This window comes from Hydrogenophaga sp. (genome assembly GCF_050250835.1).
Taxonomy (GTDB): Bacteria; Pseudomonadota; Gammaproteobacteria; order Burkholderiales; family Burkholderiaceae_C; genus Hydrogenophaga.
The window spans coordinates 1-26,542 of sequence record NZ_JBFWNX010000006.1 but is presented as its reverse complement, the minus strand read 5'-3'; the positions used below and the strand labels follow the sequence as shown (position 1 = coordinate 26,542).

Sequence of the window (26,542 nt, the reverse complement as noted above, 5' to 3'; positions counted from 1 at the left end):
AGGGAGGGCGACCATGACCGACGCCACCTTCGATTTCATCGTCATCGGCGCGGGCACCGCCGGCTGCCTGCTGGCCAACCGGCTCTCGGCCGATGTGTCCAAAAGGGTGTTGCTGATCGAGGCCGGCGGCAAGGACGACTACCACTGGATCCACATTCCGGTGGGCTACCTGTATTGCATCGGCAACCCGCGCACCGACTGGCTTTACCAGACCGAGCCCGATCCTGGCCTCAATGGCCGCCGCCTGCGCTACCCGCGCGGCAAGACGCTGGGTGGCTGTTCCAGCATCAACGGCATGATCTACATGCGCGGCCAGCGCCGCGACTACGACCAGTGGGCCGCGCTCACCGGTGATGGCGACTGGCGCTGGGACGCCTGCCTGCCCGACTTCAAGGCGCACGAGAACCACCACCGTCTTGACGCTGCGCAGGACCCCGCTTTCGCCCGACTGCATGGCCATGGTGGAGAGTGGCGCATCGAAAAACAGCGCCTGCGCTGGGACGTCCTCGACGCATTCGCCGCCGCAGCGCAGCAAGCGGGCATCCCCGCTACGGCCGACTTCAACGGCGGCGACAACGAAGGCGTGGGCTATTTCGAGGTCAACCAGAAAGCGGGTTGGCGCTGGAATGCGTCCAAAGCCTTTTTGCGCCCGGTGCAGCACCGACCCAATCTCACGGTGTGGACCGAGACACTCACCGAGCGACTGTTGCTCGAGCGCAGCGCCAGCGGGGAGTTGCGCTGCGTGGGCGTCGAGCTGCGACGTGGCGAACAACGCGTATCGGTTCGCGCTGCGCAAGAGGTGGTGCTCAGTGCTGGCAGCATCGGCTCCCCCGCCATCCTGCAGCGCTCGGGCATCGGGCCGGCAAAGTTGTTGCAACAGCATGGCATCGAAGTGCAGCACGAGCTGCCCGGCGTCGGCGAGAACCTGCAGGACCACCTGCAGATCCGTGCGGTATTCAAGGTCCAGGGCGCGTCCACGCTCAACGTGCTGGCCAGTTCACTCTGGGGCAAGGCGCGCATTGGCCTGGAGTACGCCTTCAGGCGCAGCGGGCCCATGAGCATGGCGCCCAGCCAGCTTGGCGCCTTCACGCGCAGCGATCCGCAGCAGCCATACGCCAACCTCGAATACCACGTGCAGCCGCTCAGCCTGGATGCGTTTGGCGAGCCGCTGCACGCCTTCCCGGCGTTCACCGCCAGCGTGTGCAACCTCAACCCCGGCAGCCGGGGCCATGTGCGCATCACCTCGGCCCGCGCCGACGATGCGCCCGCCATTGCGCCGTGTTACCTCAGCACGCCCGAAGACCGTCGCGTGGCCGCCGACAGCCTGCGCGTGACGCGTCGCATCGTGGCCCAGCCAGCATTGGCGAAATACCAGCCCGAGGAGTTCAAGCCAGGCCTGCAATACCAGAGCGACGAGGAGCTCGCGCGCCTGGCCGGCGACATCGCCAGCACCATCTTCCATCCGGTGGGCACCACCAGGATGGGCCGCGACGACGACGCCATGGCCGTGGTCGACAGCCATCTGCGCGTGCGCGGCGTGGCGGGCTTGCGGGTGGTGGACGCGGGCGTGATGCCCACCATCACCAGCGGCAACACCAACAGCCCAACGCTGATGATTGCGGAGAAGGCTGCGCGTTGGCTGGTGGCGGGACGCTGAGGTCCGTACGCCTCCCGCACCGTTCGGGCTGAGCTTGTCGAAGCCGCTCCCGTGCGTGCCCTTCGACAGGCTCAGGGCGAACAGAGGCTTGATCTACCGCAGGCGACCGATGTAACGCTTCTCTTCCAGCGCCGGCGCGTCTCGCAACACCTGCGCCGCCATCTCCAGCATGGTCTTGCGGGGAGGCGCGCCCATGTCCACGATGGCGGCTTCGAGCTTGTCGGCCCAGAGCAGCAGTTCCACATGCCCGTCGCTCGCTGCTTTCTCGCGCGCATGCCGCACGATCTCGCGCGCGTAGTCGGCGTTCGTCGCCATCCATTCCGTGTCGGTCACGCGGCCAGTCTTGCGCCGCAGCAGCACGTGCAGGTGCGCAGCGATGGCGAACGCGTTGCCGCTGGCGCTCATCCTAGTGGCCCAGCTGTTCGTTGTGCAGGGAGGTGTCCAGCCCCGCACGCTCGTCGCCTTCGCGAACGCGCAAGGTGGCAAATCGCGAAGTGATCCAGAGCACCACGGCCGTCATGACCAGGCTGTAGGTGAGCACCGCGAGGCAGCCGACCACCTGCGCCAGGAAGCTCGCCTCCACACCGGAGATGGCCGGGTCGGCCAGCACGCCGGTGAGCAGCGCACCCACCAGGCCGCCCACGCCGTGCACGCCGAACACGTCCAGCGAATCGTCTGCCCGCAGCTTGCGCTTCAAGGTGGTGGCGCCCCAGTAACACGCCACGCCAGCCACGATGCCGATCAGCAGCGCGCTGCGTGGCGAGACGAAACCCGCCGCCGGCGTGATGGCCACCAGGCCAGCGACCACACCCGAGCACAGGCCCAGCAGCGAGGCGCGTTTGCGCGCGAACCACTCGGCCGCCATCCAGGACAGTGCACCCGAAGCGGCGGCAATGTGTGTGACCAGCAACGCCAGGCCGGCGCGGCCATCGGCGGTGAGCGCCGAGCCGGCGTTGAAGCCGAACCAGCCCACCCACAGCAGGCCGGTCCCGGCCATGGTCAGACCCAGGTTGAAGGGCACGAAAGGTTCGCGCCCATACCCCGCGCGCGGACCGAGGGCGTAGGCGCAGACCAGCGCCGCCGCGCCGGCGTTGATGTGGACCACCGAGCCGCCCGCGAAATCGAGCACACCCATCTGCGCCAGCCAGCCACCCGGCTCCCACACCCAGTGCGCAATGGGTGCGTACACCATCAGCAGCCAAAGCCCTGCAAACAGCAGCAAAGCGCCGAAATGCATGCGCTCCACCAGCGCCCCCACCACCAGGGCGCAGGTGATGATGGCAAAGGTGAGCTGGAACATGGCGAACACCGACTCGGGCACATGCGGCGCGATGTGGCTGACCGCCACCCGGCCCTGGGCCCCCAGGAATTCCATGCCGGCAAAACCCATGCGGTCGATGCCGCCGATGAAGGTGCCCACGGCTCCGCCGGGCGTGAAGGCCATGGAATACGCCAGCCCGAACCAGAGCACGCTGACCACGGCGGCGATGCCGACCACGCTGGCCATGGTGTTGATCACGTTGAGGCGACGCACCATGCCGCCATAAAACAGGGCGATGCCGGGCAACGTCATGAGCAAGACCAGGGCGGTGCTGACCATCAGCCAGGCGGTGTCGGCGCCCTGGATGCTGGCCGCTTCCACCAGGCCTGGCGTGCTGAGCGTCACCTGCTGCGCGGCAGGGACCGTTTCGGTCTGGGCAGCCACCAGCCCTGGCCAGAGCAACGCGCCCGAAAACAGGCGAAGAGAGCGGATGGCGGCCAGAAGACGGCAAAACAAGGCCGGCCGCACGAAAACACGGTAGTGGTGCATGAAATAACCTTTTCCAACGACGAGCAACAGGCAGCATTTCCTGTGCCAAGTGCGCGAAAAAGCAAGGGAAAGCCCCGATGCACAAGGCTGGTGCGGGCCTTTACAGTGCAGGCACTCGCAAGCAGCGCACTGCGCTGGTGACCGCGGGGGACCGAGGAGACAACCCAGTCCTTTAAAAACGAATGTTTCAGCGTCCCCAGAGATGCCCGTTTACTCAACCGACCCCTGTGGGTCGGTTTTTTTTTGGCGGAGACAATCGCCGGATGGAGCTGCTACTTGTTTCGCTGGCGTCGCTGTTCGCCGGATTCGTGGATTCCATCGTGGGGGGCGGTGGACTCATCCTCGTACCCGCGCTGTTTGCCATGTTTCCCACCACGCACCCTGCCACCTTGTTCGGCGTGAACAAGGGCGCCTCCGTCTGGGGCACGGCGGCGGCCACGCTGCAATATGCCCGCCGGGTGCAGATGCCCTGGCGCGCGCTGCTGCCGGCGGCAGCGGTGGCCTTCGCGGGATCCATGCTGGGGGCCTGGACGGTGACCGTGATCTCGCCCGACTTTCTGCGCCGCGCGCTGCCGCTGATCCTGATCGCGGTGCTGGCCTATACGCTGGCGCGAAAGGAGTTGGGCCGCCTCCATGCGCCCAGTTTTTCCGGACGGCGCGAAACCCTCGCAGCCTGCCTGCTGGGTGTGACCATCGGCTTCTACGACGGCTTCTTCGGTCCCGGCACTGGAAGCTTCTTCGTTTTCCTGTTCGTGCGCTGGCTGGGCTACGACTTTCTGCACGCCAGCGCCAGCGCCAAGTTGCTCAACACCGCTTCCAACCTGGCGGCGCTGATGTTGTTCGCCTGGAAAGGCCACGTGTGGTGGCACTTCGTGCTGGCCATGGCGCTGGCCAACGTGGTGGGTAGCCTGCTGGGCACTCGCCTGGCGCTCAAACACGGCAGCGGCTTCGTGCGCGGTGTGTTCATCCTCGTGGTGACCGCCTTGATCCTGAAAACCACCTACGACGCCTGGATTGGGTAGGCCCCCTCTCAGGGGGGAAGCCGCGCAGCGGCGAAGGGGGGCCTATTCCAGCGGCCAGGGCATTTCGCTGGCCTTGAGCGGTTTGCCGATCGGTGCGCCTGCCTGGCCGACGCGAACCGCGGCGAGGTCTTGCGGGTTGGGAAACTGGTCGAGCAACAGGTAGTCGAACACGCGGCGCGCGATGGGGGCGGCGTGCGCGGCGCCGAAGCCGGCGTTCTCCACCACCAGCGCCAGCGCCACGCGCGGCTGGTCGACCGGTGCGAAGGCGATGTAGAGCGAATGGTCGCGCTGGTGTTCTTCGAGCTTGCGGGCGTCGTAGCGGTCGCGCTGGCCGATGGTCACGGCCTGGGCGGTGCCGGTCTTGCCGCCGCTGGCATAGCCCGCCCCCGCAAACACGCGGGTGGAAGTGCCTTCGGTGGTCACGGTGGCCATGGCGTCGAGCACGGTGCGCACGTTCTCGGGCTTGAAGCCGAGGTTTTCTGGAGCGGGCCCGGGCAGCGGCGTGCGCTCGCGCGTGATCACGTTCTCCGTGGCCATGGTCAGGTGCGGCTTGAACTTGGTGCCGCCGTTGGCCAGCGTGGCCATGGCATGGGCGAGCTGCAGCATGGTGAAGCTGTTGTAACCCTGTCCGATGCCCAGAGAAATGGTCTCGCCCGCGTACCAGCGCTGCTGCTCCGGGCGCTTGTAGGTGTTGCGTTTCCAGGCCTGGCTGGGCAGCACACCGCGCACCTCGCCACGCAGGTCGATGCCGGTGATCTGCCCGAAACCCAGGGGTTTCATGAAGTCGTGCATGGTGTCCACGCCCATCTCGTTGGCCAGCGAGTAGTAATAGGTGTTGCTCGACTTGACGATGCTGCGCTTCATGTCCACCGCGCCCAGGCCGCCGTCGTCGTGGCTGCGGAAGCGGTGGCCACCGAACATCCAGAAGCCCGGGTCGTTGATGACGGTGCTGGCGCTGCGCGTGCCCGTCTCCAGCGCGCCCAGGGCCATGAACGGCTTGTAGGTAGAGCCTGGCGGATAAGTGCCGCGCATGGCGCGATTGAGCAGGGGCTTGTCGAGCGATTCGTTGAGCGCGCGCCAGTTCTCCACGTCGATGCCTTCGACGAAGAGATTGGGGTCGAAGGTGGGTTTGCTCACGAAGGCCAGCACCTCACCCGAACGCGGATCAATCGCCACCAGTGCACCGCGTCGCTCGCCGTACATGTCCTCGATCAGCTTTTGCAACTGGATGTCGATCGACAGCACCACGGTGTTGCCCGGCGTGGCGGGCGTGTGGGCCAGCGAACGCACCGCGCGGCCACCCGCCGAGGTTTCCACGCGCTCGAATCCGGTGATTCCATGCAGCTCACGCTCGTACTGCTGCTCGGCGCCCAGTTTGCCGATGTACTCCGTGCCCCGGTAGTTGGCCTGGTCTTCCTCCGGCCAGTCACCGATGGCTTCCTTCTCGCGCTGGTTGATGCGCCCGATGTAACCGATGACGTGGCTGGCCACATCGCCATTGGGGTACTGGCGCAACAGCCGTGCACGCACCTCCACGCCCGGGAAGCGGTAGCGCTGCACCGTGAAGCGGGCGACCTCTTCGTCCGTCAGGCGGGTGCGCAGTGGCAACGAATCGAAGCTGTGCGACTCCTCCACCAGCTTGCGGAAGCGTCGCTCATCGCGCGGCGTGACCTCCACCAGTTCACCGAGCGCCTTGATGGTGGCGTCCAGGTCGTCGACGCGCGAGGGCACGATCTCCAGTGTGAAGGCGGAGTAGTTGGTGGCCAGCACGCGGCCCTTGCGGTCCAGGATCTGGCCCCGGTTCGGCACCACCGGCAGCACGGCGGTGCGGTTGCTCTCGGCCTGTGCTAGCAGGTCGTCGTGGCGCACCACTTGCAGGTACACCATGCGGGCAGCGATGAGGCCGAAGGCGAACACCACCGCCAGCCCGATCAGCAGCACCCGGGTGCGGAACTGCGCCAGATCGGCTTCGATGTTCCGTATTTCAGTCATGCGGTGTGGACCTCATGCGAGCAGACGAGGTTTCGCCGCCGGGCCGCCCCCAGGCGAAACAACCCCCTCGGGGGGCAGCGACCCGCGCAGCGGCGGAGCGTGGGGGCGTGTTCACAGCGGACGGTTGTCGTCAGGGTTCGGCGCGCGGCGCTGCGGCGCCAGCAGCAGCACGCTCACCACCGGCCAGAGCAAGGCCTCGATCACGGGCGCCAACAGGTAGAGCACGCCCGGGAAGGTGCCGCCGGCGGCCATGCGCACCAGCAGTTCGAGCAGGTGCGCAGCCACAAACAGGGGCAGCACCTGCACCGCCTGGTTGGGCACACTGAACCACAACAGGCGACGATGCATGGAGATGCCAAGGAACCCGAGCGCGGTGTAGGCCAGCGCGTGCTGGCCGAGCAGCGCACCCTGGTGCACGTCCATGGCCAGGCCGAAGGCAAAGGCCACGCCCACGCCGATGCGCAGGGGCTGGTGCACGCTCCAGAACACCAGCACCACGGCCAGCAGGTCCGGCACCCAGGCCGCCCGCCCGAACAGGCCCATGTTCAGCAGCATGTTGAACATCAGCGCGCTGAGCAGGCTGAACCAGATGAAGACCGGGTTGGCGGGCAGCAGCAGCTGCTGGCCTGGGCGCATGATCATGGTGCGGTGCTCCGGCTGCCGGGACGGCTGGCGCCGCGCGCCGCGCGCTCGGGCGGCGTCTCCACCAGGGGCGAGGGCGGCAGGGCATCGCCCGCCGGCGCGAGCACCAGCACGTGCAGCGTGCCCTGTACCCGGGCCATGGGTTCGCAGCGCACGCGGGTGAACGCCGATTCGGCCTGTCGCTCCACCAGCGCCACGCGCGCCACCGGCAGGCCGGCGGGGTAGACGCCGTCCACGCCACTCGTGGTGAGCAGGTCGCCTTGGGCGATGTCGGCACTGGCCAGCGTGTAGCGCAACTCCAGGCCGTCACCACTGGCCGAAGGCTCGCCGTAGGCCACGCTGCGCACACCCGTGCGCGCGTTGAGCACGGGAATGGCCTGGTCGCGGTCGATCAGCAGAGTGACTTCGGAGACCAGTGGGTAGACACGCGTGACCTGCCCGAGCACACCGCTTTCATCAATGACGGGCGAGCCTGCCTGGATACCGTGGGTCTGGCCCCGGTCGATCACGATCTTGCGCGAATATGGGTCGGCCGCGTCGTAGAGCACCTGCGCGCCAGTGGCCGCGGCGCCGGTGCGTTCGCGCATCGCCAGCAACTGGCGCAAACGCTCGTTCTCCAGGGAGATCTGTTCCAGCTGCAGGCTGCGCTGCGCTTGCGTGGCGAGCCGCTTCAGCGCCTGGGCTTCGCCTTGCTGGGCCGCGTGCAGGGAGGTGAAGTAGGACCCGGCCATGGAGACCAGCTCCACCGGCTGCAGCACCGCCCATTGCGCCGGATACAGCACGGCAGCCACCGCAGTGCGAAGCGGCACCGCCAGGCGAAAGCGCAGGTCGGCCACCATCAGAAACAGCGCCACCGCGCTGAAGACCACCAGTTTGGACAGGGCCGAGGGACCCTGCTTGAAAAAGGGGGGCGGGGTCCGGTCCAGGGTGCCCAGTGGCATGAAACTCTAGAGAGATGGGTGCGTGGCCGGGCCGGAGGACGGCCCAGGCTTATTCGCTGGTGAAGATGGTGCCCAGACGCTCCATGCGTTCCAGGGCCATGCCGCAGCCGCGCACCACGCAGGTCAGCGGTTCTTCGGCCACCAGCACCGGCAGGCCGGTTTCCTCGGCCAGCAGGCGGTCCAGGTCGCGCAGCAGCGCGCCGCCGCCGGTGAGCATCATGCCCCGCTCGGCGATGTCGGCGCCCAGTTCGGGGGGCGTGTGCTCCAGCGCCATCTTGACCGCCGAGACGATGTTGTTGAGCGGGTCGGTGAGGGCTTCGAGGATTTCGTTGCTGGAGATGGTGAAGCTGCGCGGCACGCCCTCGGAGAGGTTGCGGCCCTTGACTTCCATTTCCTTGACTTCGCTGCCAGGGAAGGCCGAGCCGATCTGCTTCTTGATGGCTTCGGCCGTGGGTTCACCGATCAGCATGCCGTAGTTGCGGCGGATGTAGGCAATGATGGCGTCATCGAAGCGGTCACCCCCCACGCGCACGCTGCCCTTGTAGACCATGCCGCCCAGGCTGATCACACCCACTTCGGTGGTGCCACCGCCGATGTCGACCACCATGGAGCCGGAAGCGTCCGACACGGGAAGGCCTGCGCCGATGGCGGCCGCCATCGGTTCCTCGATCAGGTAGACCTCCGAGGCGCCTGCGCCCAGGGCCGATTCGCGAATGGCGCGTCGCTCGACCTGGGTCGAACCGCAGGGCACGCAGATGATGATGCGCGGGCTCGGCTTGAACATCGAGCGCGGGTGCACCATCTTGATGAACTGCTTGAGCATCTGCTCGGTGACGGTGAAGTCCGCGATCACGCCGTCTTTCATGGGGCGGATGGCTTCGATGTTGCCGGGCACCTTGCCCAGCATCGCTTTGGCTTCGTGACCCACCGCCTGGATGGTCTTTTTGCCCTGGGGGCCGCCTTCGTGGCGAATCGACACCACGGAGGGCTCGTCCAGCACGATGCCCTTGTTGCGCACGTAAATGAGGGTGTTGGCGGTGCCGAGGTCGATGGCCAGGTCGGTCGAGAACTGCCGACGGAAAGCTTCAAACATGGTGCGTGAATCCTGTGGGGCACGGGCACGGCTTCGCGCGCTCATCGCCAGGGGTGGGGCCGGAGGTGGGGCCGGGCATCGGTGCTAAGTGGTTGATTCCAAGGCGGAAACGCTGAGGCGGAGGGTATCGCCGTTAAACCTTGGATAATACCGTATCCCCTGTGCGCAACTGCACGCAATTGGGGCGCATTTTGACCGCTTACACGTCGTTTCAGGGGTGATCGTCGCCCCGCGAATGCAGGCCCCTTCCACCCGGAATCCGTTTCAGTCATGTCCCTGACCCTGTCCGACATCGGGCGCATCGCCAATCTGGCGCGCCTGGAGCTCACCGATGCCCAGAGCGAGACCCTGCGCTCGCAGCTCAATGGCTTCTTCGACACCGTCGAGCAGATGAACGCCGTCAACACCACCGGGGTGGAGCCGCTGGCGCACCCCACGGCGGTGATCGACCACGTGTCGCTGCGCCTGCGCCCCGACGTGGTCAGCGAGCCCAACAACCGGGAAGCCAACCAGCAGAGCGCCCCCGCCGTCGAACGCGGCCTGTTCCTCGTGCCCAAGGTGATCGAATGAGCGATCTGCATACCCTGGGCGTGGCCGGCCTGGCCGCTGCCATCGCTGACAAAAAAGCCAGCAGCGTCGAGACCGCGCAGCACCTGCTGGCCCGCGCCCGGGCGCACGCCTCGCTCGGCGCATATCTCGCCTTCAACGAAGACGCCACGCTGGCCCAGGCCCGGGCCGCCGATGCCCGCATCGCCGCCGGTGAGCGCACGCCGCTGCTGGGCGTGCCGCTGGCGCACAAGGACATCTTCGTCACGAAGGACTTTCCCACCACCGCCGGCTCCAGGATGCTGGCGGGTTACCGCAGTCCATTCGACGCCACCGTGGTGCAGCGGCTGGGCGCGCAGGGCGCGGTGTCGCTGGGCAAGCTCAACTGCGACGAGTTCGCCATGGGTTCGGGCAACGACAACTCCGCCTACAGCCCGGTGCACAACCCCTGGGACGCCGAGCGTGTGCCCGGTGGTTCCTCGGGCGGCTCCGCCACCGCCGTGGCCGCACGCCTGGTGCCCGCCGCCACCGGCACCGACACCGGTGGCTCCATCCGACAGCCCGCCAGCTTCTGCGGCATCACCGGCATCAAGCCGACCTATGGCCGTTGTTCGCGGTATGGCATGGTGGCCTTCGCCTCCAGCCTCGACCAGGCTGGCCCCATGGCCCGCAGCGCCACCGACTGCGCCGTGCTGCTCAGCGCCATGGCTGGCCCCGACCTCGATCGCGATTCCACCAGCCTCGACCACCCGGCGGAGGACTACACCGCGCTGCTCGGACAGCCGCGCGCGGGCGCCACGGCCGCGTTTCCGCTCAAGGGTTTGCGCATCGGCCTGCCGCAGGAGTTCTTCGGCGGTGGCTGCGCGGGCGATGTGCTGGTGGCCGTGCGCGCCGCGCTGGCCGAATACGAGAAACTCGGTGCGACGCTGGTCGACATTTCGCTGCCCCGCACCGAACTCTCCATTCCGGTCTACTACATCATCGCCCCCGCCGAGGCCAGTTCCAACCTCAGCCGCTTCGACGGCGTGAAGTTCGGCCACCGCGCTGCCAAGTACGACGACCTGATCGACATGTACAAGAAGTCGCGCAGCGAGGGCTTCGGTCCCGAGGTGCAGCGTCGCATCATGATCGGCACCTACGTGCTCAGCCACGGCTACTACGACGCCTACTACCTCAAGGCGCAGCAGATCCGCCGCCTCATCGCGCAGGACTTCCAGTCCGCCTTTGAACGGTGCGACGTCATCGCCGGCCCTGTGGCGCCCACCGTGGCCTGGAAGATCGGCGAGAAGAGCGACGACCCGCTGGCCAACTACCTGGCCGACATCTACACCCTCTCCACCAGCCTGGCCGGCCTGCCCGGCATGAGTGTGCCGGCCGGTTTTGGCGCTGGTGGCATGCCCGTGGGCCTGCAACTCGTCGGCAACTACTTTCAGGAAGGCCCGCTGCTGCAAGCCGCGCACGCCTTCCAGCAGGCCACCGACTGGCACACCCGCGCTCCGCAAGGCTACTGAAATGAGTTCCAGCACATCCCTTCTGGTGCAAGGCTACGAGGTCGTCATTGGCTTCGAGACCCACGCTCAGCTCTCCACGCAGTCCAAGATTTTCAGCCGCGCACCGGTGGCTTTCGGTGCCGAGCCCAACACGCAGGCCTGCGCCGTGGACCTGGCACTGCCTGGCACGCTGCCGGTGATGAACGTGGCTGCCGTTGAAAAGGCGATTCGCCTGGGACTGGCACTGGGCTCGCACATCGCCGAGCAGAGCGTGTTTGCGCGCAAGAACTACTTCTACCCGGATCTGCCCAAGGGCTACCAGATCAGCCAGTTCGAGATTCCCGTGGTGCAGGGCGGCGAGGTGTCCTTCTTCCTCGGGGCCGAGAAGAAGACCGTGCGCCTGGTGCGTGCGCACCTGGAAGAAGACGCGGGCAAATCGCTGCACGAGGACTTCATCGGGCAGAGCGGCATCGACCTCAACCGCGCCGGCACACCGCTGCTGGAAATCGTGACCGAGCCCGACATGCGCTCCAGCGCCGAGGCGGTGGCCTACGCGAAAGAGCTGCACAAGATCGTGACCTGGATCGGCGTCTGCGACGGCAACATGCAGGAAGGCTCGTTCCGCTGCGACGCCAACGTGTCGGTGCGCAAGCCGGGCGCCGAGCTGGGCACTCGCCGCGAGATCAAGAACCTGAACAGCTTCAAGTTCATGCAGCAGGCCATCGACTATGAAGTGCGCTGGCAGATCGAGCAGATCGAAGACGGCCATGCGATCCAGCAGGCCACGGTGCTGTTTGATCCCGACACCGGCGAAACGCGCGCCATGCGCACCAAGGAAGACGCGGCCGACTACCGGTATTTCCCTGACCCGGACCTGCCCCCGCTGGTGATTGCGCGCGAATGGGTGGAGCGGGTGCGCGGTGAGATGCCCGAACTGCCGCGTGCCATTGCCGAGCGCCTGGTGCGCGACTACGGCCTGCCCGATTACGACGCCACCACGCTCACGCAGAGCCCGGCGATGGCGGTGTATTTTGAAACCGCCGCCAAGGCCAGCGGCCAGGCCAAGCTGGTGAGCAACTGGATCATGGGCGAGGTCTCGCGCCGGCTCAATGCCGAGGAAGGCGACATGGCCAGCGTGCCGGTGAGCGCGGCGCAACTGGCCGCGCTGGTCGGTCGAATTGCCAATGGCACCGTGTCCAACAACGCCGCCAAACAGGTTTTTGAGGCGCTCTGGACCGGCGAGGGCCACGACGTCGATGCCATCATCGCAGCCAAGGGCCTCAAGCAGATGAACGACACCGGTGCGCTGGAAAAAATCGTCGACGAGGTGATGGCCGCCAACGCCGAGAACGTGGCGCAGTTCCGCGCCGGCAAGGAAAAGGCCTTCAATGCGCTGGTCGGTCAGGTGATGAAGGCCAGCAAGGGCAAGGCCAATCCGCAACAGGTCAACGACCTGCTGCGTCAGAAACTCGGTTGATCAGCGCGCGGGAGCACGCCCGCCGGCGGCGGCCCAGAGCTGTCTGAGTTTGGCCAGCTCTTCGTCGAAGCGCGCGTTGATGCGCTGTTTTTCCTGGGCCTGCTCGTCCAGGAAACGCTTCTGCACGATCATCTGCTTTTCGTTGTCTTCAATCTTGCGCTTGAGCCAGTTGGGCGCCTTGCTGACGTCGCCCTGGTAGAACTCCATCTCGACGTCGATTTCTTTGCGCTGCACCATCAGTGCCTGCTCGCGCTTGTTCACCGCCCCGATCACTTCGTCGATCTGCCCGAGCGCGTCGGCGCGCTCCTTGTCGTGTACGGCCTGGTTGGGGTAGCGGATGAGCAGCGCGCGTTCGCGGCGCCGCTCTTCCTGCACCCGGGCGCGCTGTTCGTCTTCCAGTCGGCGCTGGGCTTCGAGTTTGGCGCGCTCCTCGGCGGTGTAGCTGGGTGGCACCACCTGGCGCACCACGCCACTGTTGCCCAGCTTGTGCTGTTCGCGGTCCAGGCATTCCACGATCGGGCGGTCGGAGGTGAGGCGCCGCCCCTTGCTGTCGATGCAGGTGTAGACGCCCTGCGCCTGCAAGCCGCCGAAGATTGTGGTGCTCAGAGCCAGCAGCGCGAAGCGCACCGAAGAAAGGAGGCGGAGTGGGTTGTGCAGCATGGAATTGGGTTCAGGTCACACCGTAGCGCTGGCGGTACGCCAGCACGCGTTCCCGGTGGGCGTCGAAGGCACCACCCGTGTGAGCCGTCAGATAGTGCAGCAAATCGGCCAGCCTCGCAATCGCACAAACGTGCAGGCCGAGCTGACGCTGGACGTACTGCACTGCGCTGTGATCGACGTCACGTACCTGGCCATCGGGTCCTGGCTCGGTGGCTTTTTCCTGGCGATCCAGTGCGATGGCCACCGCATGCGGCACGGCGCCGGCCGCACGAATGAGTGCAATCGACTCGCGCGCGGCCGTCCCGGCGGACATCACGTCGTCGACGATGAGCACGCGACCTTTGAGTGGCGCGCCCACCAGCGTGCCGCCTTCGCCGTGGTCCTTGGCCTCCTTGCGGTTGTAGGCAAAAGGCACGTTGCGGCCCAGCCGGGCCAGCTCGACGGCGAGGGCCGCACCCAGCGGAATGCCCTTGTAGGCAGGGCCGAAAATCATGTCGAACTCGATGCCGCTGGCCAGCAGGGCTTTTGCATAGAATTGCGCGAGCCGGCCGAGCTTGGCGCCGTCGTCGAACAGGCCCGCATTGAAGAAGTAAGGGCTCAGGCGCCCGGCCTTGGTCTTGAATTCACCGAACTTCAACACGCCGGCATCGACGCAGAACTGCACGAATTCCTGCGCCAGTGCATCAGGGGCCTCGGCCTGTGCCGCGCCTGCTTGCAAACCCATGGGGACATCCTTGTTCAAACTGACCAGCCTCAACCTCAACGGCATCCGTTCCGCCACCACCAAGGGGCTGGAGAAATGGCTGTCCGCGCACCGGCCCGATTGTATTTGCGTGCAAGAGGTCAAGGCGCAGGCCCTGGATGTGAGCGGCCGCTTCGAGCAGATCGCCGGTCTGCAGGGGCACTTCCACTTCGCCGAAAAGAAGGGCTACTCAGGCACCGCGGTGTACACGCGCCATGCGCCCAGCGACGTGTTGATCGGCTTCGGTTGCGCCGAATTCGACGCCGAAGGGCGCTACACCGAGTTGCGCTTCGACACGCCCCGCCGCAAGTTCTCTGTCATCAGCGCCTACTTTCCCAGCGGTTCGTCAGGCCCTGAACGCCAGGAGGCGAAGTACCGTTTCCTCGATCAGTTCTTCCCGCACCTGCTGGCGCTCAAGAGCCAGCGCGACTTCATCCTCTGTGGCGATGTGAACATCGCGCACCAGAAGGAAGACTTGAAGAACTGGCGCAGCAACCAGAAGAACAGCGGCTTCCTGCCAGAGGAGCGCGCCTGGATGACGAAGCTGGTGGAACAAGGCGGCCTGATCGACGTCTACCGCCGCCTCCAACCCGACACCACCGACGCCTGTTACACGTGGTGGAGCAACCGGGGCCAGGCCTACGCCAACAACGTGGGGTGGCGGCTGGACTACCACCTGGCCACACCCGCCATGGCCGAGACGGCACGCGCTGAAGCCATCTACAAGGGCGAGAAGTTCAGCGACCACGCGCCGATCACGATCGACTACGACTTCACGTTGTAGGGCGATCACCCCTTGCCCAGTGGTGGCCGGCCGAACAGGCTGGATGCGTTGCTGATCGGACCCAGTTCGGCGGCGGCGTCCAGCAGCACGGGCGCCAGTTCCAGCATGCGGGCCTGCGTCAGGCGCGTGCGCGGCCCCGCGATGCTGAGCACCCCGATGGCTTCCTTGCGCCGCAGCACCGGCGCGGCCATGGCGGCCATGCCCGGTGCGAACACTTCGTCGATGGTGGCGTAGCCGCGCATCCGGGCGGTGTGCAGGATGTCCAGCAATTCCTTCACCGTGGTCGGCGCCCTGGGGCCGTAGTCTTTGGGCAGACCGAAGCCTTGGCGACTCACGAGTTCGAGGGCGCGTTCGTCGCTCAGGGTGAGCAGCCAGGCGTGGCCGGACGAAGTGCATGAGAGGCGAGCCTCGGCGCCCATGTCGGGGTCGTAGCGCAGGCCGACCTGGCGCGCGCCTTGCGATTTGGCCACCCAGGTAAGGTGGTCGTCGTCCACGATGGACAGCCGTGCGAGCTCGCCCGATTTCTGTGCCAGTCGCTCCACGATCGGCTCCGCGATGTCAACGATGCCGGTGTTGCTGAGGTAGCCCAGACCGAGCGAAACCACCTTGGTGGTGAGCACGTAGTCGCCTTGCTTGCGCGCCTGGCGCACATAGCCGCGCCGCTGCAGATCGCCGAGCAGGCGGTGGCAGGCGCTCAGGGGCATGTCCAGTTCGGCGGCCATCAGGGCCAGGGGCAGGCCATCCGGATGAGCGGCAAGGTGTTCGAGCAGGGTCAGTCCGCGATCCAGTGCAAGACTCATGGGTATTAATTTCGTATCAAGAAATCATTTTCCAATTAGGAAAGATTTTCCTAGGAGGGATCAAGAATTCATCCGGTGGGCGAGCCCGATCGGGCAAGCCGCGATGAAAACACGGAGACAGCGGTTTGCGCAAGCCCCGACCCCGAGATGACCGGGACGTTGGCCATGCAGCCAGCCGGTGTTCCTCTTCCAAGGATGCATTTCCCCATGACCGATACCGTTTACGTTCTCAACGGACCCAACCTGAACTTGCTGGGCGTGCGCGAACCGCATCTTTACGGCAGCACGACCCTGGCACAGGTCGAACAACTCTGCCGGCGTGTCACGACCGAGCTGGGGCTGGGCTGCGAGTTCCGCCAGTCCAACCACGAGGGCGTGCTGGTGGACTGGGTGCAGGAGGCTCGCGAGAAGAGCGTCGCGCTGGTCATCAACCCCGCCGGTCTGTCGTTTCGTTCGATTCCATTGCTGGACGCCATCAAGACGCTCGACCAGCCGGTGGCCGAAGTCCACATCACCAACATCCACCGGCGTGATCCGCTCTACCAGCACTCGCTGATCTCGCAAGGTGCCACCGGCGTGATCTGCGGTTTCGGCCCGCACGGCTACGACATGGCGTTGCGCGCGGTGGCGCAGCGTCTGTCCGCGGCCACTTGATTTTGCCCGGCAACCCGTTCACCCTCACCACACAGGAGACTCACCATGAACCGTTCACTCAATCGCCGCTCGTTGATCTGCGCCGGTGCCACGCTGGCCGCCACCATGAGCCTGCCGGCCTGGGCGCAGACGCCGCCCACGCTGCGCTTTGCCGCTGTGTTTTCGGACAAGGACATCCGCGCCGACATGATGAAGATGTTCGCCAAGGACATCGAGTCCGACTTCAAGGTCGAGGTGTTCCTGAACTCGACGCTGTTCCGTCAGGGCACCGAGCTTGTCGCCCTGCAGCGCGACAACCTCGAGATGGGCAACATTGGCCCGCAGGACATCTCCAAGCAGATTCCGGCGTGGTCGCTGCTGACCTCGGCCTACCTGTTCCGGGATGCCAACCACCTCACGCAGTTCTTCGCCAGCGACATGGGCGTGCAGATGAAGAAGATGGTGGAGGACCAGCTCAAGGTGAAGATCCTGGGGCCCACTTTCTTCGGCACGCGCCAGGTTGGCCTGAAACCCAAGAAAAAGATCAACGTCCCGGCGGACCTGGCGGGCGTGAAGCTGCGCATGCCCCCTGGCGACAGCTGGCAATTGCTGGGCCGCTCGATCGGTGCCAACCCCACGCCCATGGCCTACGCCGAGACCTACACCGGCCTGCAGACCGGCTCGATCGACGGCCAGGACAATCCTCTGCCCAATGTGCAGAACATGAAGTTCTACGAGGTGATGTCGCAGATCGTCATGACCTCGCACCTGGTGGGTTACGACCTGCTCACGGTGAACATGAAGACCTGGCAGAGCATGTCGCCCGCCAAGCAGAAGGCCTTCCAGGCCGCCGCCGACAAAGCCATCGCCTGGAGCACAGCCGAGCACCTGAAACGCGAGGCCGAGCTCGCCGAGGGCTTCAAGCGCCAGGGGCTGGACGTGTACACACCCAATGTGGCGGCATTCCGTGAACACGCGCAGAAGATCTACCTGGCATCGGAGGAGGCCAAATCCTGGCCAGCGGGCATGCTGGACAAGATCAATGCCATGAAATAGCAAACACCTCCCGCCGCGCTTCGCGCGACCCCCTCAAGGGGCGACACCTGCGGCCTGGCAAAGCCAGCTCCGCGGTGTCTCTGGTGGGGATCTCTTCACGCAACGACTCGTAGTGCTCCGAATGAACGTCATGCGCACACTTTCCCGGTTCGCCAACGTGGTGGCCGCCGGCTTGCTGGCGGTCATCTTCGTGGCGTTCATCCTGCAGATCGTTCTGCGCTACGTCTTCAACTGGCCGGTCGGCTGGACGACCGAGGTCTCGCTGCTGGCCTGGCTCTGGCTGGTGCTCTGGGGTGCGGCCTTCGTGCTGAAGGACCGCGAGGAAATCCGCATTGACTTCATCTCGGCCAACGTGGGGAGAAGAGCGCGCATGGGCATGGGCATCGTCGGCTCGGTCTGCGTCGTGGTGCTCTTCGCCATGCAACTCCCCGCAGCGTACGACTACGTGAGCTTCATGAAGGTCGAGAAGAGCTCCTACCTGAACACCCGCTTCGACGTGCTGTTCTCGATCTACATCGTCTTCTCGGTGGCCGTCATTGCCCGAAACCTCTGGAACATCGTCCAGTTGTGCCGGGGCAAGGACCCCGCTGCTGACGCTCCCCTCACACCCGGCTCTGCACTGTGAACTTCACCAGCCCATTTTCACTCGCGCTGGGCACCATCCTGGCGCTCAGCCTGCTGGGCGTGCCTGTGGGCCACGCCATGATCGGTGGCTCGGTCCTGTACCTGTATGTCAAGGGCATGGACTTGGGCACCGTGGCCGAGCAATTGCTCAATGGCACCTACCAGAGCTTCCTGCTGTTGGCGATTCCGCTCTTCATCCTGGCCGCCACCATCATGAGTTCGGGCAGCGTGCTCGACCGGCTCATGCGCTTCTGCAATGCCATCGTCGGCCGCTTTCCCGGAGGCCTGGCGCAGGTGAACGTGTTGCAGAGCATCGTGTTCGCCAGCATGTCGGGGTCGGCACTGGCCGACGCGGCGGGCTCGGGCAAGCTGATGCAGGTGATGATGACCAAGGACGGCAGGTACACGCGGGGCTTTGCCGCGGCGCTCACCGCCGCTTCATCGGTGATCGGCCCCATCCTGCCGCCTTCGATCCCGCTGGTGCTGTATGCCCTGGTGTCCGGCACATCCGTCGGCTACCTGTTCATCGCCGGTGTCCTGCCCGGCCTGCTGCTGGGCGGCGTGCTCATGGGGCTCATCTATTTCCTGGCCAAGCGGCGCAGGTTCCCGGTCGAGGACAAGGTGCCCCTGCGCGAAATGCCGCGCATCACTCGCGAGGCCTTCCCGGCGCTGATGTTGCCGGTGGTCCTGCTGGGCTGCCTGTACACCGGCATCACCACGCCCACCGAAGCGGCGGGCCTTGCCGCTGCGTACGCGCTGCTGATCTCGGTGGTGCTCTACCGCAGCATCGGCTGGGGCGACATCTACGAATCGCTGATTTCGAGTGCGCGCGTCAGCATTTCCATTGGCATGCTGATCGCAGGCGCGCTGGTGTTCAACTATGTGATCACGGTGGAGAACATCCCCGCTACCCTCAGCACCCTGCTCAAGGCGCTCGACCTCTCGCCCCTGGGCTTCCTGCTGCTGGTGAACCTGCTGCTGCTTCTGCTGGGCTGCTTTCTCGAAGGTTCCACCATCATCCTGGTGATCCTGCCGGTGCTGCTGCCCACCGCTGTGGCGCTGGGCGTCGATCCCGTGCATTTTGGTGTGGTGGCCGTGCTCAACATCATGATCGGCCTGGTGACACCACCGTATGGCCTGCTGCTGTTCATGATGACCAAGATCGCCGACATCTCGCTCACCGAACTGGTGCGTGAGATGGTGCCGTTTCTGGCAGTGATGGCCGGGGCGCTGGCCCTCGTCACGCTGTGGCCCGACATGGTGCTGTTCCTGCCCAGGCTGGCGGGCTACTCGGGCTAGGGCCTCAGCGGTACTGCGCGGCTGAAATGAATTCCTTGAAGGTCTCGCACCACACCACCACGGTGTTGTAGGCCGCCAGGTCCACGCCCGGTGGCATGGACACGACGAAATTTTCAAAGGTCTTCACGTCGCCCACGCGCAGCATCCGGTCCTTCAGCGGCAGGAACTCGGCCTCGGTCTGCACGAAGGAGGGCGAGAGGTAGAGCTTGTAGTCAGGCCCCGGCGCCAGTCGTCCCATCAGCGAGATGGCGTCTGGGCCGACCGATACCGTTCCCTCACCCCAGTGCAACGCGTCGCTGCCGGCAAGTTCGCGACGAAAACGGCCGGTGAACTGGGCCTTGGACGCGAGCGCACTGACCTCACTCACCTCGGGAGCCGGCGGCGCGATGAGGATGGGCAGGAAGTACACGCCTGCGCCAAAGCCCAGGATGGCCACCAGAGCGTGGGATGCGAGCAGGAGCAGGGTTTTCTTCATGATCGGGTTTTACACCAGGCTGCGGCAGTCAGTGCAGGTCGGGCTTCTAGAATGGCCCGTTTCATCAGGCCCGACATGCTGCGCTACTTCACCGTCCCCGTCACCGCCTTTGCCCAGAACTGCTCGCTCGTGTGGTGCGACGAGACCATGGACGCGGCGGTGATCGACCCGGGTGGCGATCTCGATCGCGTGCTGGCAGAGGTGAAGCGGCTGGGCCTGAACCTCAAGGCCATCTGGCAGACCCACGCCCACATTGACCACGCCGGTGGCACCGCCGAACTCGCGCGCCGCCTGAGCCTTCCCATCATCGGCCCGCACCCGGGCGACCAGTTCTGGATCACCGGCCTGCCGCAGCAGGGCGCCATGTTCGGATTTCCGCCCGCCGAAGCCTTCACCCCCACGCGCTGGCTGGCCGATGGCGACACCGTGCGCATCGGCCACTGCACGCTCGACGTGCGCCACTGCCCTGGGCACACGCCGGGCCATGTGGTGTTCCATTCCCGGGAGGCGAAGCGCGCCTTCGTGGGCGACGTGCTGTTTGCCGGCAGCATTGGCCGCACCGACTTTCCGCAGGGCAACCACCAGCAGTTGCTCGACAGCATCAAGGAACGGCTGTGGCCCATGGGGGACGACACCGTGTTCATTCCCGGTCACGGACCGGAGAGCACTTTCGGGCAAGAGAGAAAGAGCAACCCCTACGTCAGAGACGCGACGCCCTAGCTCCTGCGGGCCTGCTCGTACAAGCCCTGCACGCGCGGCACGTTGGCTTCGAGTTCTCGAATGCGGTCGGGGCCGCTGGGGTGGGTGGAGAGAAAACTGGCGTTGGACCCACCGCTGTTGGCGGCCATCTTCTGCCACAGCGTGACGCTGGCGCGGGGCTGGTAGCCGGAGCGGGCCGCGAGTTCCAGGCCCACCAGATCGGCCTCGGTCTCGTCCTCGCGACTGAACTTGAGGGTGAGCAACTGCGTGCCCAGGTTGGCGGCGATGTCACCAAGCTGGCCCAGACCGAACAACTGCGCCGCGATGGAAAGGCCGATGCCGGTGGCATTGCTCTTGGCCACCCGAGAGCGCGCATGTTCGCGCAGCGCATGGGCCATTTCGTGGCCCATGATCATCGCGGTCTCGTCGTCGGTGAGGCTGAGCTTTTCCAGAATGCCGGTGTAGAAGGCGATCTTGCCGCCGGGCATGCAGAAGGCGTTGACTTGTGCGCTCTGAATCAGGTTGACTTCCCAGCGCCAGGCCGTGGCGCGCTTGTTCCATTGCGGTGAATGCGGAATGAGGCGGCGCGCGATGGTTCGCAGCCTTTGCACCTGAGGGTGGCCGTCGGGCATGAGCAGCTTCTTGGCGTTGGCCTCGCCCATCATTTGCGAATACTGCTTGCCGGCGGCGTTTTCCAGTTCTTCGGCGGGCACCAGGTTGCGCAGCGCCGAGGCCTGACCCACATCCACCTGCGCGGCGGCGGGCAGGCTGGCGCTGGCTGCAGCGGCCCCGCCAGCAAGCAGGAAAGCTCGCCGCGCCGACCATACGTGGTCAGGCCCATCCGGGGACGCGTGGGAGGCCTTGAAGTCGCAGATGAAACACATGCGTGAATAATAGTCAAAGCCGGGCGGTTGCGCCCGTCCGAGCAAACCCTGTCCCTTCCGAACCCTCGCCCATGCCCTCTTCTTCCACCGGCCAAGCCCCTGCCGCTGCCGAACCGACGCCGGCAAGGCCTGGCTGGGGTGAGACCCTGCGCGTGTACCTGGAGCCCGCCAGCCTGCGCATGTTTGCCCTGGGCTTCTCGGCCGGATTGCCACTGCTGCTGGTGCTGGGCACGCTGAGTTTTCGTCTGCGCGAGGCTGGGTTGGACCGCACCACCATCGGGTACCTGAGCTGGGTCGGCCTGGCCTATGGGTTCAAGTGGTGCTGGGCGCCGCTGGTCGACCGCCTGCCGATTCCGCTGCTCACGCGCTGGATGGGCCGCCGCCGCAGCTGGCTGCTGCTGTCGCAGGCGCTGATCATGCTGTCGCTGACGGGCATGGCCATGGCAGACCCGCGCACCGAACTCACACTGGTGGTGTGGTGTGCGCTGGCGGTGGCCTTTGCCTCGGCCACGCAGGACATCGCGCTGGATGCCTTTCGCATCGAGTCGGCCGACGTGCGCCACCAGGGTGCGCTGGCGGCCACCTACCAGACCGGTTACCGGCTGGCCATGATCTGGGCCGGCGCCGGCGTGCTGTGGATCGCGGCGCGCGCCGAAGTGGTGCCGCCAACGGTGGCAAGCGCTGCGCCCGGCGTGCTCTACCAGCAGGCGGCCTGGAGCACCGCCTACCTGGTGATGGCCGCGAGCATGCTGGTGGGCGTGCTCACGGTGCTGTTCTCACGCGAGCCGGTGCGGTTGGCGCTGCCGCCAGCGCGAAATGCCGCCGAGTGGCTGCAGGGCGCCCTGGTCGAGCCCTTCGCCGACTTCCTCAAGCGCTACGGCAAGCAGGCCGTGCTGATCCTGGCGCTGATCGGCGTGTACCGCATCAGCGACGTGGTGATGGGCATCATGGCCAACCCGTTCTATGTGGACATGGGCTATACCAAGGACGAAGTGGCCGCGGTCACCAAAATCTACGGCGTGATCATGACGCTGGTGGGCGCCTTCATCGGTGGTGCGCTCTCGCTCAAGCTGGGTGTCATGCGCGTGCTCATGCTCGGCGCCATCCTCTCGGCTGCGAGCAACTTGCTGTTCGCATGGCTGGCGGGGCACGGGCACGATGTGGTGGCGCTGATCTTCGTGATCTCGGCCGACAACCTCAGCGCCGGCGTGGCCTCCGCCGCGTTCATTGCCTACCTTTCGGGCCTGACGAATGTGCAGTACTCGGCCACGCAGTACGCCTTGTTCAGCTCGATGATGCTGCTTGCGCCCAAATGGCTGGCGGGTTATTCGGGCGCGTTCGTCGACGCCTACGACTACTCCACGTTCTTTATCGCCACTGCTTGCCTGGGCATGCCGGTCTTGCTGCTGATCTGGTTGGCCACGCGCATGGCCCCGGCGGAGAAGACGCCCTGAAAGCGGTCAGCTCGTGGCGGTCGCGAGCATGGCTTTGAGCTCCGGCTTCTGCACCTTGCCCAGAGCGGTTTTTGGCAGCGCCTCGACACGGTGCCAGCGGCGCGGCCACTTGTAGCGCGCCAGCCGGCCGTCCAGAAACGCCTGAAGGGAGGCGTCCCAGTCGGGGGTGTGTGGATCTCGCAGCACCACCACCGCCACCACCACCTCGCCCCATCGGGTGTCTTCCTGGCCCACCACCGCGCATTCGGCCACCGCGGGGTGCTGAGCCAGCAGGTTTTCGATCTCGGCGGGGTAGATGTTCTCACCACCTGAGATCACCATGTCCTTGGCGCGGCCCACCACGGTGTAGCTGCCGTCTGGCGTTTGCAGAGCCAGGTCGCCGGAATGGAAGAATCCATCGGCATCGCAAGCGGGCTGATCGGGCCAGTAGCGCGACACCACATTGGGCCCGCGCACCAGAATCTCGCCCACGTCGCCCGGCGCCACTTCGCGGCCTGCTGCGTCGTGCAGGCGCACGTCCACACCCGGTGCGGGCCAGCCGCAGGAACCGATGTGGTCGAGGGCATGAACGCTGGGCAGGGCGATGGAGAACGGGCCGGTTTCGGTGCTGCCGTACACATTGCACACGGGCACGCCGCGCGCGTGGCAGGCTGCGATCAGAGGGGTGGGCAACAGGCTGGAGCCGGCCCAGATGGCGCGCAGACTGGAAAGGTCGGTCTCGGCCCACTGCGGGTGACCGACCAGTGCCTGAAGCGTGGCCGGCACGTGCAAGGTGAGCGTGGGGCGCTCCTGGCGGATACAGGCCAGCGTGGCCGCGGCGTCGAACCGGGTGAACAGCAGGACCTGCGCGCCCACCCACAGTGCTGGCAGCGTCTGGATGCACAGGCCGCCCACATGGAACAGCGGCAGTGCGGTGAGCACAGTGTCCTGCTGCGTCATTTGCTGCACCTGGGCGGCGATCGCCATGTTGGCCAGCAGGTTGCCTTGCGTGTGCACGGCGCCCCTGGGTCGGCCGGTGGTGCCTGAGGTGTACACCAGCAACGCAGGCCTGCGCTCGGCATCTGCGATGGCTTGGGTGGGGCCGGTGTCCGCGTGTTCCTCCAGCGCATGCACCGACAACCTGGGAAGCCGCAGCGCCTGTGCGGCTTCGGCGAAGGGGTCATCGTGCACCAGCAGGGCGGGGCTGCAGTCGTCCAGCAGCGCCCCCCATTCCGCCGCAGACAGGCGGTGGTTCATTGGCACCATCACACCGCCCAACCGTGCAAGGGCCATCAACAGTGCCATCTGGGCTGGGTGGTTCAGGCCAAGCCAGGCGACCCGATCGCCTGGCTTCAAGCCCGCCTGGGTCAGGCAGGCCGCCATGACGGCGACACGCCGGGCCAGTTCAGGGCCACTCAGGCTGCCCCAGCGCGCATCGGCGACCTGGTTGCCGGGCTCGAACCAGCGCAGCGCCGGCCGCCTTGGCGGCTGCCCCGCCAGTTGATCGAGCAAGGCATCGAACGAGGCAATGGGCTGTGGCTTCATTCACATTACTTTACGTGAGTCCACAGTGACGTTCACATGGAGGCGCCAGCATGTCCTGTTCCCATGGACACCGCTACACTGAAACCATGACCTCTCCGCTGCTGATGATTGAAGACGATGCGCGCCTGGCGCAAATGGTGATCGAGTACCTGGGCCAGTCAGGTTTCGACGTCACCCACGCCAACGACGGCGAGCAAGGCCTGGAGCAGTTGCAGCTGGTCCAGCCCGAGCTGGTCATTCTCGACCTCATGATGCCGGGCATGGACGGTCTCGAGGTCTGCCGGCGCATCCGTGCGCTGCCCGGTGCAGCATCCCGGGTGCCGGTGCTGATGCTCACCGCCAAGGGCGACCCCATGGACCGCGTGATCGGCCTGGAGATCGGTGCCGACGACTACCTGCCCAAACCGTTCGAGCCCCGTGAATTGCTCGCTCGCGTGCGAGCGGTGCTGCGCCGTCGAGGTGACCCGGGGCAGGCCAGCGCCTCGCGCACCACACCCGTGATGCGCTTTGGCTCGCTGGACATCGACCGCGATGCCCGTACCGTGCAGGTGGCGGGCAAGGTGTGCGAGCTCACGTCGTACCAGTTCGACCTGCTGGTGGCCATGGCCGAGCGCGCCGGGCGCGTGCTCACGCGCGACCAGATCATGGAGGCGGTGCGCGGGCGCGAGCTCGAAGCCTTCGACCGCTCGATCGACGTGCACATCGGTCGCATCCGCAACGCCATCGAGGTCGACAGCAAGGATCCCAAGCGCATATTGACGGTGCGCGGCGTGGGCTACGTGTTCGCCAAGCAGCAGGACTAGGCCGTGGGCAGCCTTTTCGGCTCCAGGCTGTACGTTCGCATCTGGCTGGCGGTGGTGTCGGCCGTGACGGTGCTCACGCTGGTGGTGGGCTGGCTGTGGCAACAGGCGCTCGAACAAGACCGGGCCGAGCGCGATGCGCGTGTGATGCGCACGGTGGTGGTGAGGGACGGCGCACGAGATGTGGTCGGTGAGGCGCCGGCGCGCGCGGTGCGCATTCCTGGCGAAGGCTGGGAGTTCGAGGTGCTGATGAAGGATGGGCGCACGCTGTATGTGCTGATTCCACGGCCAAATCAGGCTCAGAACAATCCAGGCCGCCGCGCACCCGAGTGGCTGCAGACGCCCACCGGCTTTGCCTGGCTGCTCGGGTTGGTGGCGCTGGCGGTGGCCCTGGGTGCCTATCCCATCGTTCGGCGCCTGACCAAGCGGCTGGAGATCTTGCAGAAGGGCGTAGAGCGCTGGGGCGCGGGCGATCTGTCGACGCGCCTGCCGGTGCAGGGTCAGGATGAAGTGGCATTTCTGGCCACCCGCTTCAACGCTGCTGCCGAGCGGGTTCAGACGCTGTTGCAATCGCACAAGTCCCTGCTGGCCAACGCCTCGCACGAGCTGCGCTCACCGCTGGCCCGCATCCGCATGGGCCTGGAACTGCTCGGCCGCGAGAGCGACAACCCAATCCAGCGCGCGGAGATTGCCCGCAGCATCGACGAACTGGACCAATTGATCGACGAAATCCTTCTGGCCAGCCGGCTCGACTTGCGCGACGCCAGCGACGCGTCGGCCCTGGGCCCGATGGAAGAGGTGGACCTGGTGGGGCTTGCTGCCGAGGAGTGCGCGCGCACCGGCGCCGACCTCGAGATCGCGCCTGGTGCGTCGCCGGCGCTGGTGCAGGGCCACGCACGGCTGCTGCGCCGGGTGCTGCGCAACCTGCTCGAAAACGCCAGGCGCTACGGAAAGCCTGCCGCCGCGGGCCCACTGAACGAGCCGGATGTGCGGCTGAGCATCCTCGCGCCCAAGCGCAGCGCACCAGAGCGGGTGGTGCTGTGGGTGGAGGACCGCGGGCCAGGCGTGCCCGCCGCCCAGCGTGAACGCATTTTCGAGCCTTTCTACCGATTGCCCGGTGCGAGCGAGCGCGAAGGCGGTGTGGGACTGGGGCTGTCGCTGGTCAGGACCATTGTGGAGCGCCACGGCGGTCAGGTGCGCTGTGAAGACCGGCCCGGCGGTGGGGCACGCTTCGTGGTCGAGCTCCGCACGTGAAGCGTACACCGCCGATCCCCGAAAAAGCACCGCCTGCCCGGCCGCACCGATCGGGGCGAGTGGTGGGAATGGCTTGAAATTGCTGGGGATTTCGGGTTTTATTGCCCACGAAATAACCGTGTACTCCCCCAAATGGGGGATGGTCTAAACGCATGTGGCAGCGCACAATTGCGTCGTTGCTGTC

26 protein-coding genes are annotated in these 26,542 nt (G+C 66.1%); 14 read left to right on the top strand and 12 right to left on the bottom strand.

Annotation, left to right across the window (positions count from 1 at the left end; translation table 11 throughout):
• The first annotated feature begins 13 nt into the window (after positions 1 to 13).
• Complete coding sequence (locus tag AB7F11_RS09620) at positions 14 to 1,657, top strand: GMC family oxidoreductase (RefSeq protein ID WP_428289382.1); 1,644 nt, start codon at positions 14 to 16, stop codon at positions 1,655 to 1,657.
• A 93-nt stretch (positions 1,658 to 1,750) separates the two neighbouring features.
• Here the strand turns inward: AB7F11_RS09620 and AB7F11_RS09615 are convergent, their stop codons facing one another.
• Together AB7F11_RS09615 and AB7F11_RS09610 are read right to left on the bottom strand one after the other, a co-directional pair.
• Entirely contained in the window at positions 1,751 to 2,062 is a 312-nt protein-coding gene (locus tag AB7F11_RS09615; protein ID WP_428289381.1) for a hypothetical protein, read from the bottom strand.
• Between the two features lies 1 nt (position 2,063).
• Positions 2,064 to 3,467 carry an ammonium transporter gene (locus AB7F11_RS09610; protein ID WP_428289380.1) on the bottom strand — a complete coding sequence of 468 codons (1,404 nt, stop codon included), beginning with the start codon at positions 3,465 to 3,467 and terminating at the stop codon, positions 2,064 to 2,066.
• Positions 3,468 to 3,730: 263 nt separating this feature from the next.
• Between AB7F11_RS09610 and AB7F11_RS09605 the strand changes: the two genes are divergently transcribed.
• The gene (locus AB7F11_RS09605; RefSeq protein ID WP_428289379.1) at positions 3,731 to 4,489 is read left to right on the top strand and encodes a TSUP family transporter; all 759 of its coding nucleotides are present in this window, start codon (positions 3,731 to 3,733) and stop codon (positions 4,487 to 4,489) included.
• A gap of 42 nt (positions 4,490 to 4,531) precedes the next feature.
• Here the strand turns inward: AB7F11_RS09605 and mrdA are convergent, their stop codons facing one another.
• The 4 genes from mrdA to AB7F11_RS09585 form a co-directional block, all read right to left on the bottom strand.
• Positions 4,532 to 6,481, bottom strand: coding sequence for a penicillin-binding protein 2 (mrdA, locus tag AB7F11_RS09600; protein WP_428299988.1), 1,950 nt, complete (start codon positions 6,479 to 6,481; stop codon positions 4,532 to 4,534).
• Between the two features lie 111 nt (positions 6,482 to 6,592).
• Positions 6,593 to 7,123 carry a rod shape-determining protein MreD gene (gene mreD / locus AB7F11_RS09595; RefSeq protein ID WP_428289377.1) on the bottom strand — a complete coding sequence of 177 codons (531 nt, stop codon included), beginning with the start codon at positions 7,121 to 7,123 and terminating at the stop codon, positions 6,593 to 6,595.
• A complete protein-coding gene (gene mreC / locus AB7F11_RS09590) occupies positions 7,120 to 8,064 on the bottom strand; it encodes a rod shape-determining protein MreC (RefSeq protein WP_428289376.1) in 945 nt (314 codons plus the stop codon). Before mreC ends, mreD begins: the two co-directional genes overlap by 4 nt.
• A gap of 49 nt (positions 8,065 to 8,113) precedes the next feature.
• Positions 8,114 to 9,157 carry a rod shape-determining protein gene (locus AB7F11_RS09585; RefSeq protein ID WP_374523159.1) on the bottom strand — a complete coding sequence of 348 codons (1,044 nt, stop codon included), beginning with the start codon at positions 9,155 to 9,157 and terminating at the stop codon, positions 8,114 to 8,116.
• A 270-nt stretch (positions 9,158 to 9,427) separates the two neighbouring features.
• Here AB7F11_RS09585 and gatC point away from each other — a divergent pair, with 270 nt between their 5' ends.
• The 3 genes from gatC to gatB are packed head-to-tail and all read left to right on the top strand — an operon-like array spanning position 9,428 to position 12,670.
• Positions 9,428 to 9,727, top strand: a complete 300-nt coding sequence (gene gatC / locus AB7F11_RS09580) for an Asp-tRNA(Asn)/Glu-tRNA(Gln) amidotransferase subunit GatC (RefSeq protein ID WP_428289375.1) — start codon at positions 9,428 to 9,430, stop codon at positions 9,725 to 9,727.
• Positions 9,724 to 11,214, top strand: coding sequence for an Asp-tRNA(Asn)/Glu-tRNA(Gln) amidotransferase subunit GatA (gene gatA / locus AB7F11_RS09575; RefSeq protein WP_428289374.1), 1,491 nt, complete (start codon positions 9,724 to 9,726; stop codon positions 11,212 to 11,214). Before gatC ends, gatA begins: the two co-directional genes overlap by 4 nt.
• A 1-nt stretch (position 11,215) precedes the next feature.
• The gene (gatB, locus tag AB7F11_RS09570) at positions 11,216 to 12,670 is read left to right on the top strand and encodes an Asp-tRNA(Asn)/Glu-tRNA(Gln) amidotransferase subunit GatB (RefSeq protein WP_428289373.1); all 1,455 of its coding nucleotides are present in this window, start codon (positions 11,216 to 11,218) and stop codon (positions 12,668 to 12,670) included.
• On the opposite strand, the gene AB7F11_RS09565 is transcribed toward gatB, so the two are convergent.
• Positions 12,671 to 13,330, bottom strand: a complete 660-nt coding sequence (locus AB7F11_RS09565; protein WP_428289372.1) for a DUF4124 domain-containing protein — start codon at positions 13,328 to 13,330, stop codon at positions 12,671 to 12,673. It lies immediately after the preceding gene.
• Between the two features lie 10 nt (positions 13,331 to 13,340).
• A complete protein-coding gene (pyrE, locus tag AB7F11_RS09560; protein ID WP_428289371.1) occupies positions 13,341 to 14,054 on the bottom strand; it encodes an orotate phosphoribosyltransferase in 714 nt (237 codons plus the stop codon).
• 10 nt (positions 14,055 to 14,064) lie between these two features.
• Between pyrE and AB7F11_RS09555 the strand changes: the two genes are divergently transcribed.
• Positions 14,065 to 14,856, top strand: coding sequence for an exodeoxyribonuclease III (locus AB7F11_RS09555; RefSeq protein ID WP_428289370.1), 792 nt, complete (start codon positions 14,065 to 14,067; stop codon positions 14,854 to 14,856).
• A 5-nt stretch (positions 14,857 to 14,861) separates the two neighbouring features.
• Here AB7F11_RS09555 and AB7F11_RS09550 read toward each other — a convergent pair whose 3' ends face one another.
• The gene (locus AB7F11_RS09550) at positions 14,862 to 15,656 is read right to left on the bottom strand and encodes an IclR family transcriptional regulator (RefSeq protein ID WP_428289369.1); all 795 of its coding nucleotides are present in this window, start codon (positions 15,654 to 15,656) and stop codon (positions 14,862 to 14,864) included.
• 207 nt (positions 15,657 to 15,863) lie between these two features.
• Between AB7F11_RS09550 and AB7F11_RS09545 the strand changes: the two genes are divergently transcribed.
• The 4 genes from AB7F11_RS09545 (at position 15,864) to AB7F11_RS09530 (ending at position 19,268) form a co-directional block, all read left to right on the top strand.
• A complete protein-coding gene (locus AB7F11_RS09545) occupies positions 15,864 to 16,310 on the top strand; it encodes a type II 3-dehydroquinate dehydratase (RefSeq protein WP_428289368.1) in 447 nt (148 codons plus the stop codon).
• 45 nt (positions 16,311 to 16,355) lie between these two features.
• Positions 16,356 to 17,345: a TRAP transporter substrate-binding protein DctP gene (gene dctP / locus AB7F11_RS09540; protein ID WP_428299989.1), complete on the top strand. Its 990-nt coding sequence runs from the start codon at positions 16,356 to 16,358 to the stop codon at positions 17,343 to 17,345.
• 130 nt (positions 17,346 to 17,475) lie between these two features.
• Positions 17,476 to 17,970 carry a TRAP transporter small permease gene (locus tag AB7F11_RS09535; protein WP_428289366.1) on the top strand — a complete coding sequence of 165 codons (495 nt, stop codon included), beginning with the start codon at positions 17,476 to 17,478 and terminating at the stop codon, positions 17,968 to 17,970.
• Positions 17,967 to 19,268 (top strand): TRAP transporter large permease, encoded by a 1,302-nt coding sequence (locus AB7F11_RS09530; RefSeq protein ID WP_428289365.1) that lies wholly within the window; start codon positions 17,967 to 17,969, stop codon positions 19,266 to 19,268. The genes AB7F11_RS09535 and AB7F11_RS09530 overlap by 4 nt, the downstream gene beginning before the upstream one ends.
• 4 nt (positions 19,269 to 19,272) lie before the next feature.
• Here the strand turns inward: AB7F11_RS09530 and AB7F11_RS09525 are convergent, their stop codons facing one another.
• Positions 19,273 to 19,743 carry a DM13 domain-containing protein gene (locus AB7F11_RS09525; protein ID WP_428289364.1) on the bottom strand — a complete coding sequence of 157 codons (471 nt, stop codon included), beginning with the start codon at positions 19,741 to 19,743 and terminating at the stop codon, positions 19,273 to 19,275.
• 75 nt (positions 19,744 to 19,818) lie between these two features.
• Between AB7F11_RS09525 and AB7F11_RS09520 the strand changes: the two genes are divergently transcribed.
• Positions 19,819 to 20,463, top strand: a complete 645-nt coding sequence (locus AB7F11_RS09520) for an MBL fold metallo-hydrolase (protein ID WP_428289432.1) — start codon at positions 19,819 to 19,821, stop codon at positions 20,461 to 20,463.
• Here the strand turns inward: AB7F11_RS09520 and AB7F11_RS09515 are convergent.
• Entirely contained in the window at positions 20,460 to 21,326 is an 867-nt protein-coding gene (locus AB7F11_RS09515; RefSeq protein WP_428289363.1) for a M48 family metallopeptidase, read from the bottom strand. The two genes, AB7F11_RS09520 and AB7F11_RS09515, sit on opposite strands and share 4 nt — an antisense overlap.
• 71 nt (positions 21,327 to 21,397) lie before the next feature.
• Here AB7F11_RS09515 and AB7F11_RS09510 point away from each other — a divergent pair, with 71 nt between their 5' ends.
• Positions 21,398 to 22,780 carry an AmpG family muropeptide MFS transporter gene (locus AB7F11_RS09510; RefSeq protein WP_428289362.1) on the top strand — a complete coding sequence of 461 codons (1,383 nt, stop codon included), beginning with the start codon at positions 21,398 to 21,400 and terminating at the stop codon, positions 22,778 to 22,780.
• 6 nt (positions 22,781 to 22,786) lie between these two features.
• Here the strand turns inward: AB7F11_RS09510 and AB7F11_RS09505 are convergent, their stop codons facing one another.
• On the bottom strand, positions 22,787 to 24,304 hold the full coding sequence (locus AB7F11_RS09505) for a class I adenylate-forming enzyme family protein (protein WP_428289361.1): 1,518 nt from the start codon (positions 24,302 to 24,304) through the stop codon (positions 22,787 to 22,789).
• 86 nt (positions 24,305 to 24,390) lie between these two features.
• Between AB7F11_RS09505 and AB7F11_RS09500 the strand changes: the two genes are divergently transcribed.
• Positions 24,391 to 25,107 carry a response regulator gene (locus AB7F11_RS09500; protein WP_428289360.1) on the top strand — a complete coding sequence of 239 codons (717 nt, stop codon included), beginning with the start codon at positions 24,391 to 24,393 and terminating at the stop codon, positions 25,105 to 25,107.
• A gap of 3 nt (positions 25,108 to 25,110) precedes the next feature.
• Positions 25,111 to 26,358, top strand: a complete 1,248-nt coding sequence (locus AB7F11_RS09495) for an ATP-binding protein (protein WP_428289359.1) — start codon at positions 25,111 to 25,113, stop codon at positions 26,356 to 26,358.
• The last annotated feature ends 184 nt before the right edge of the window (positions 26,359 to 26,542 follow it).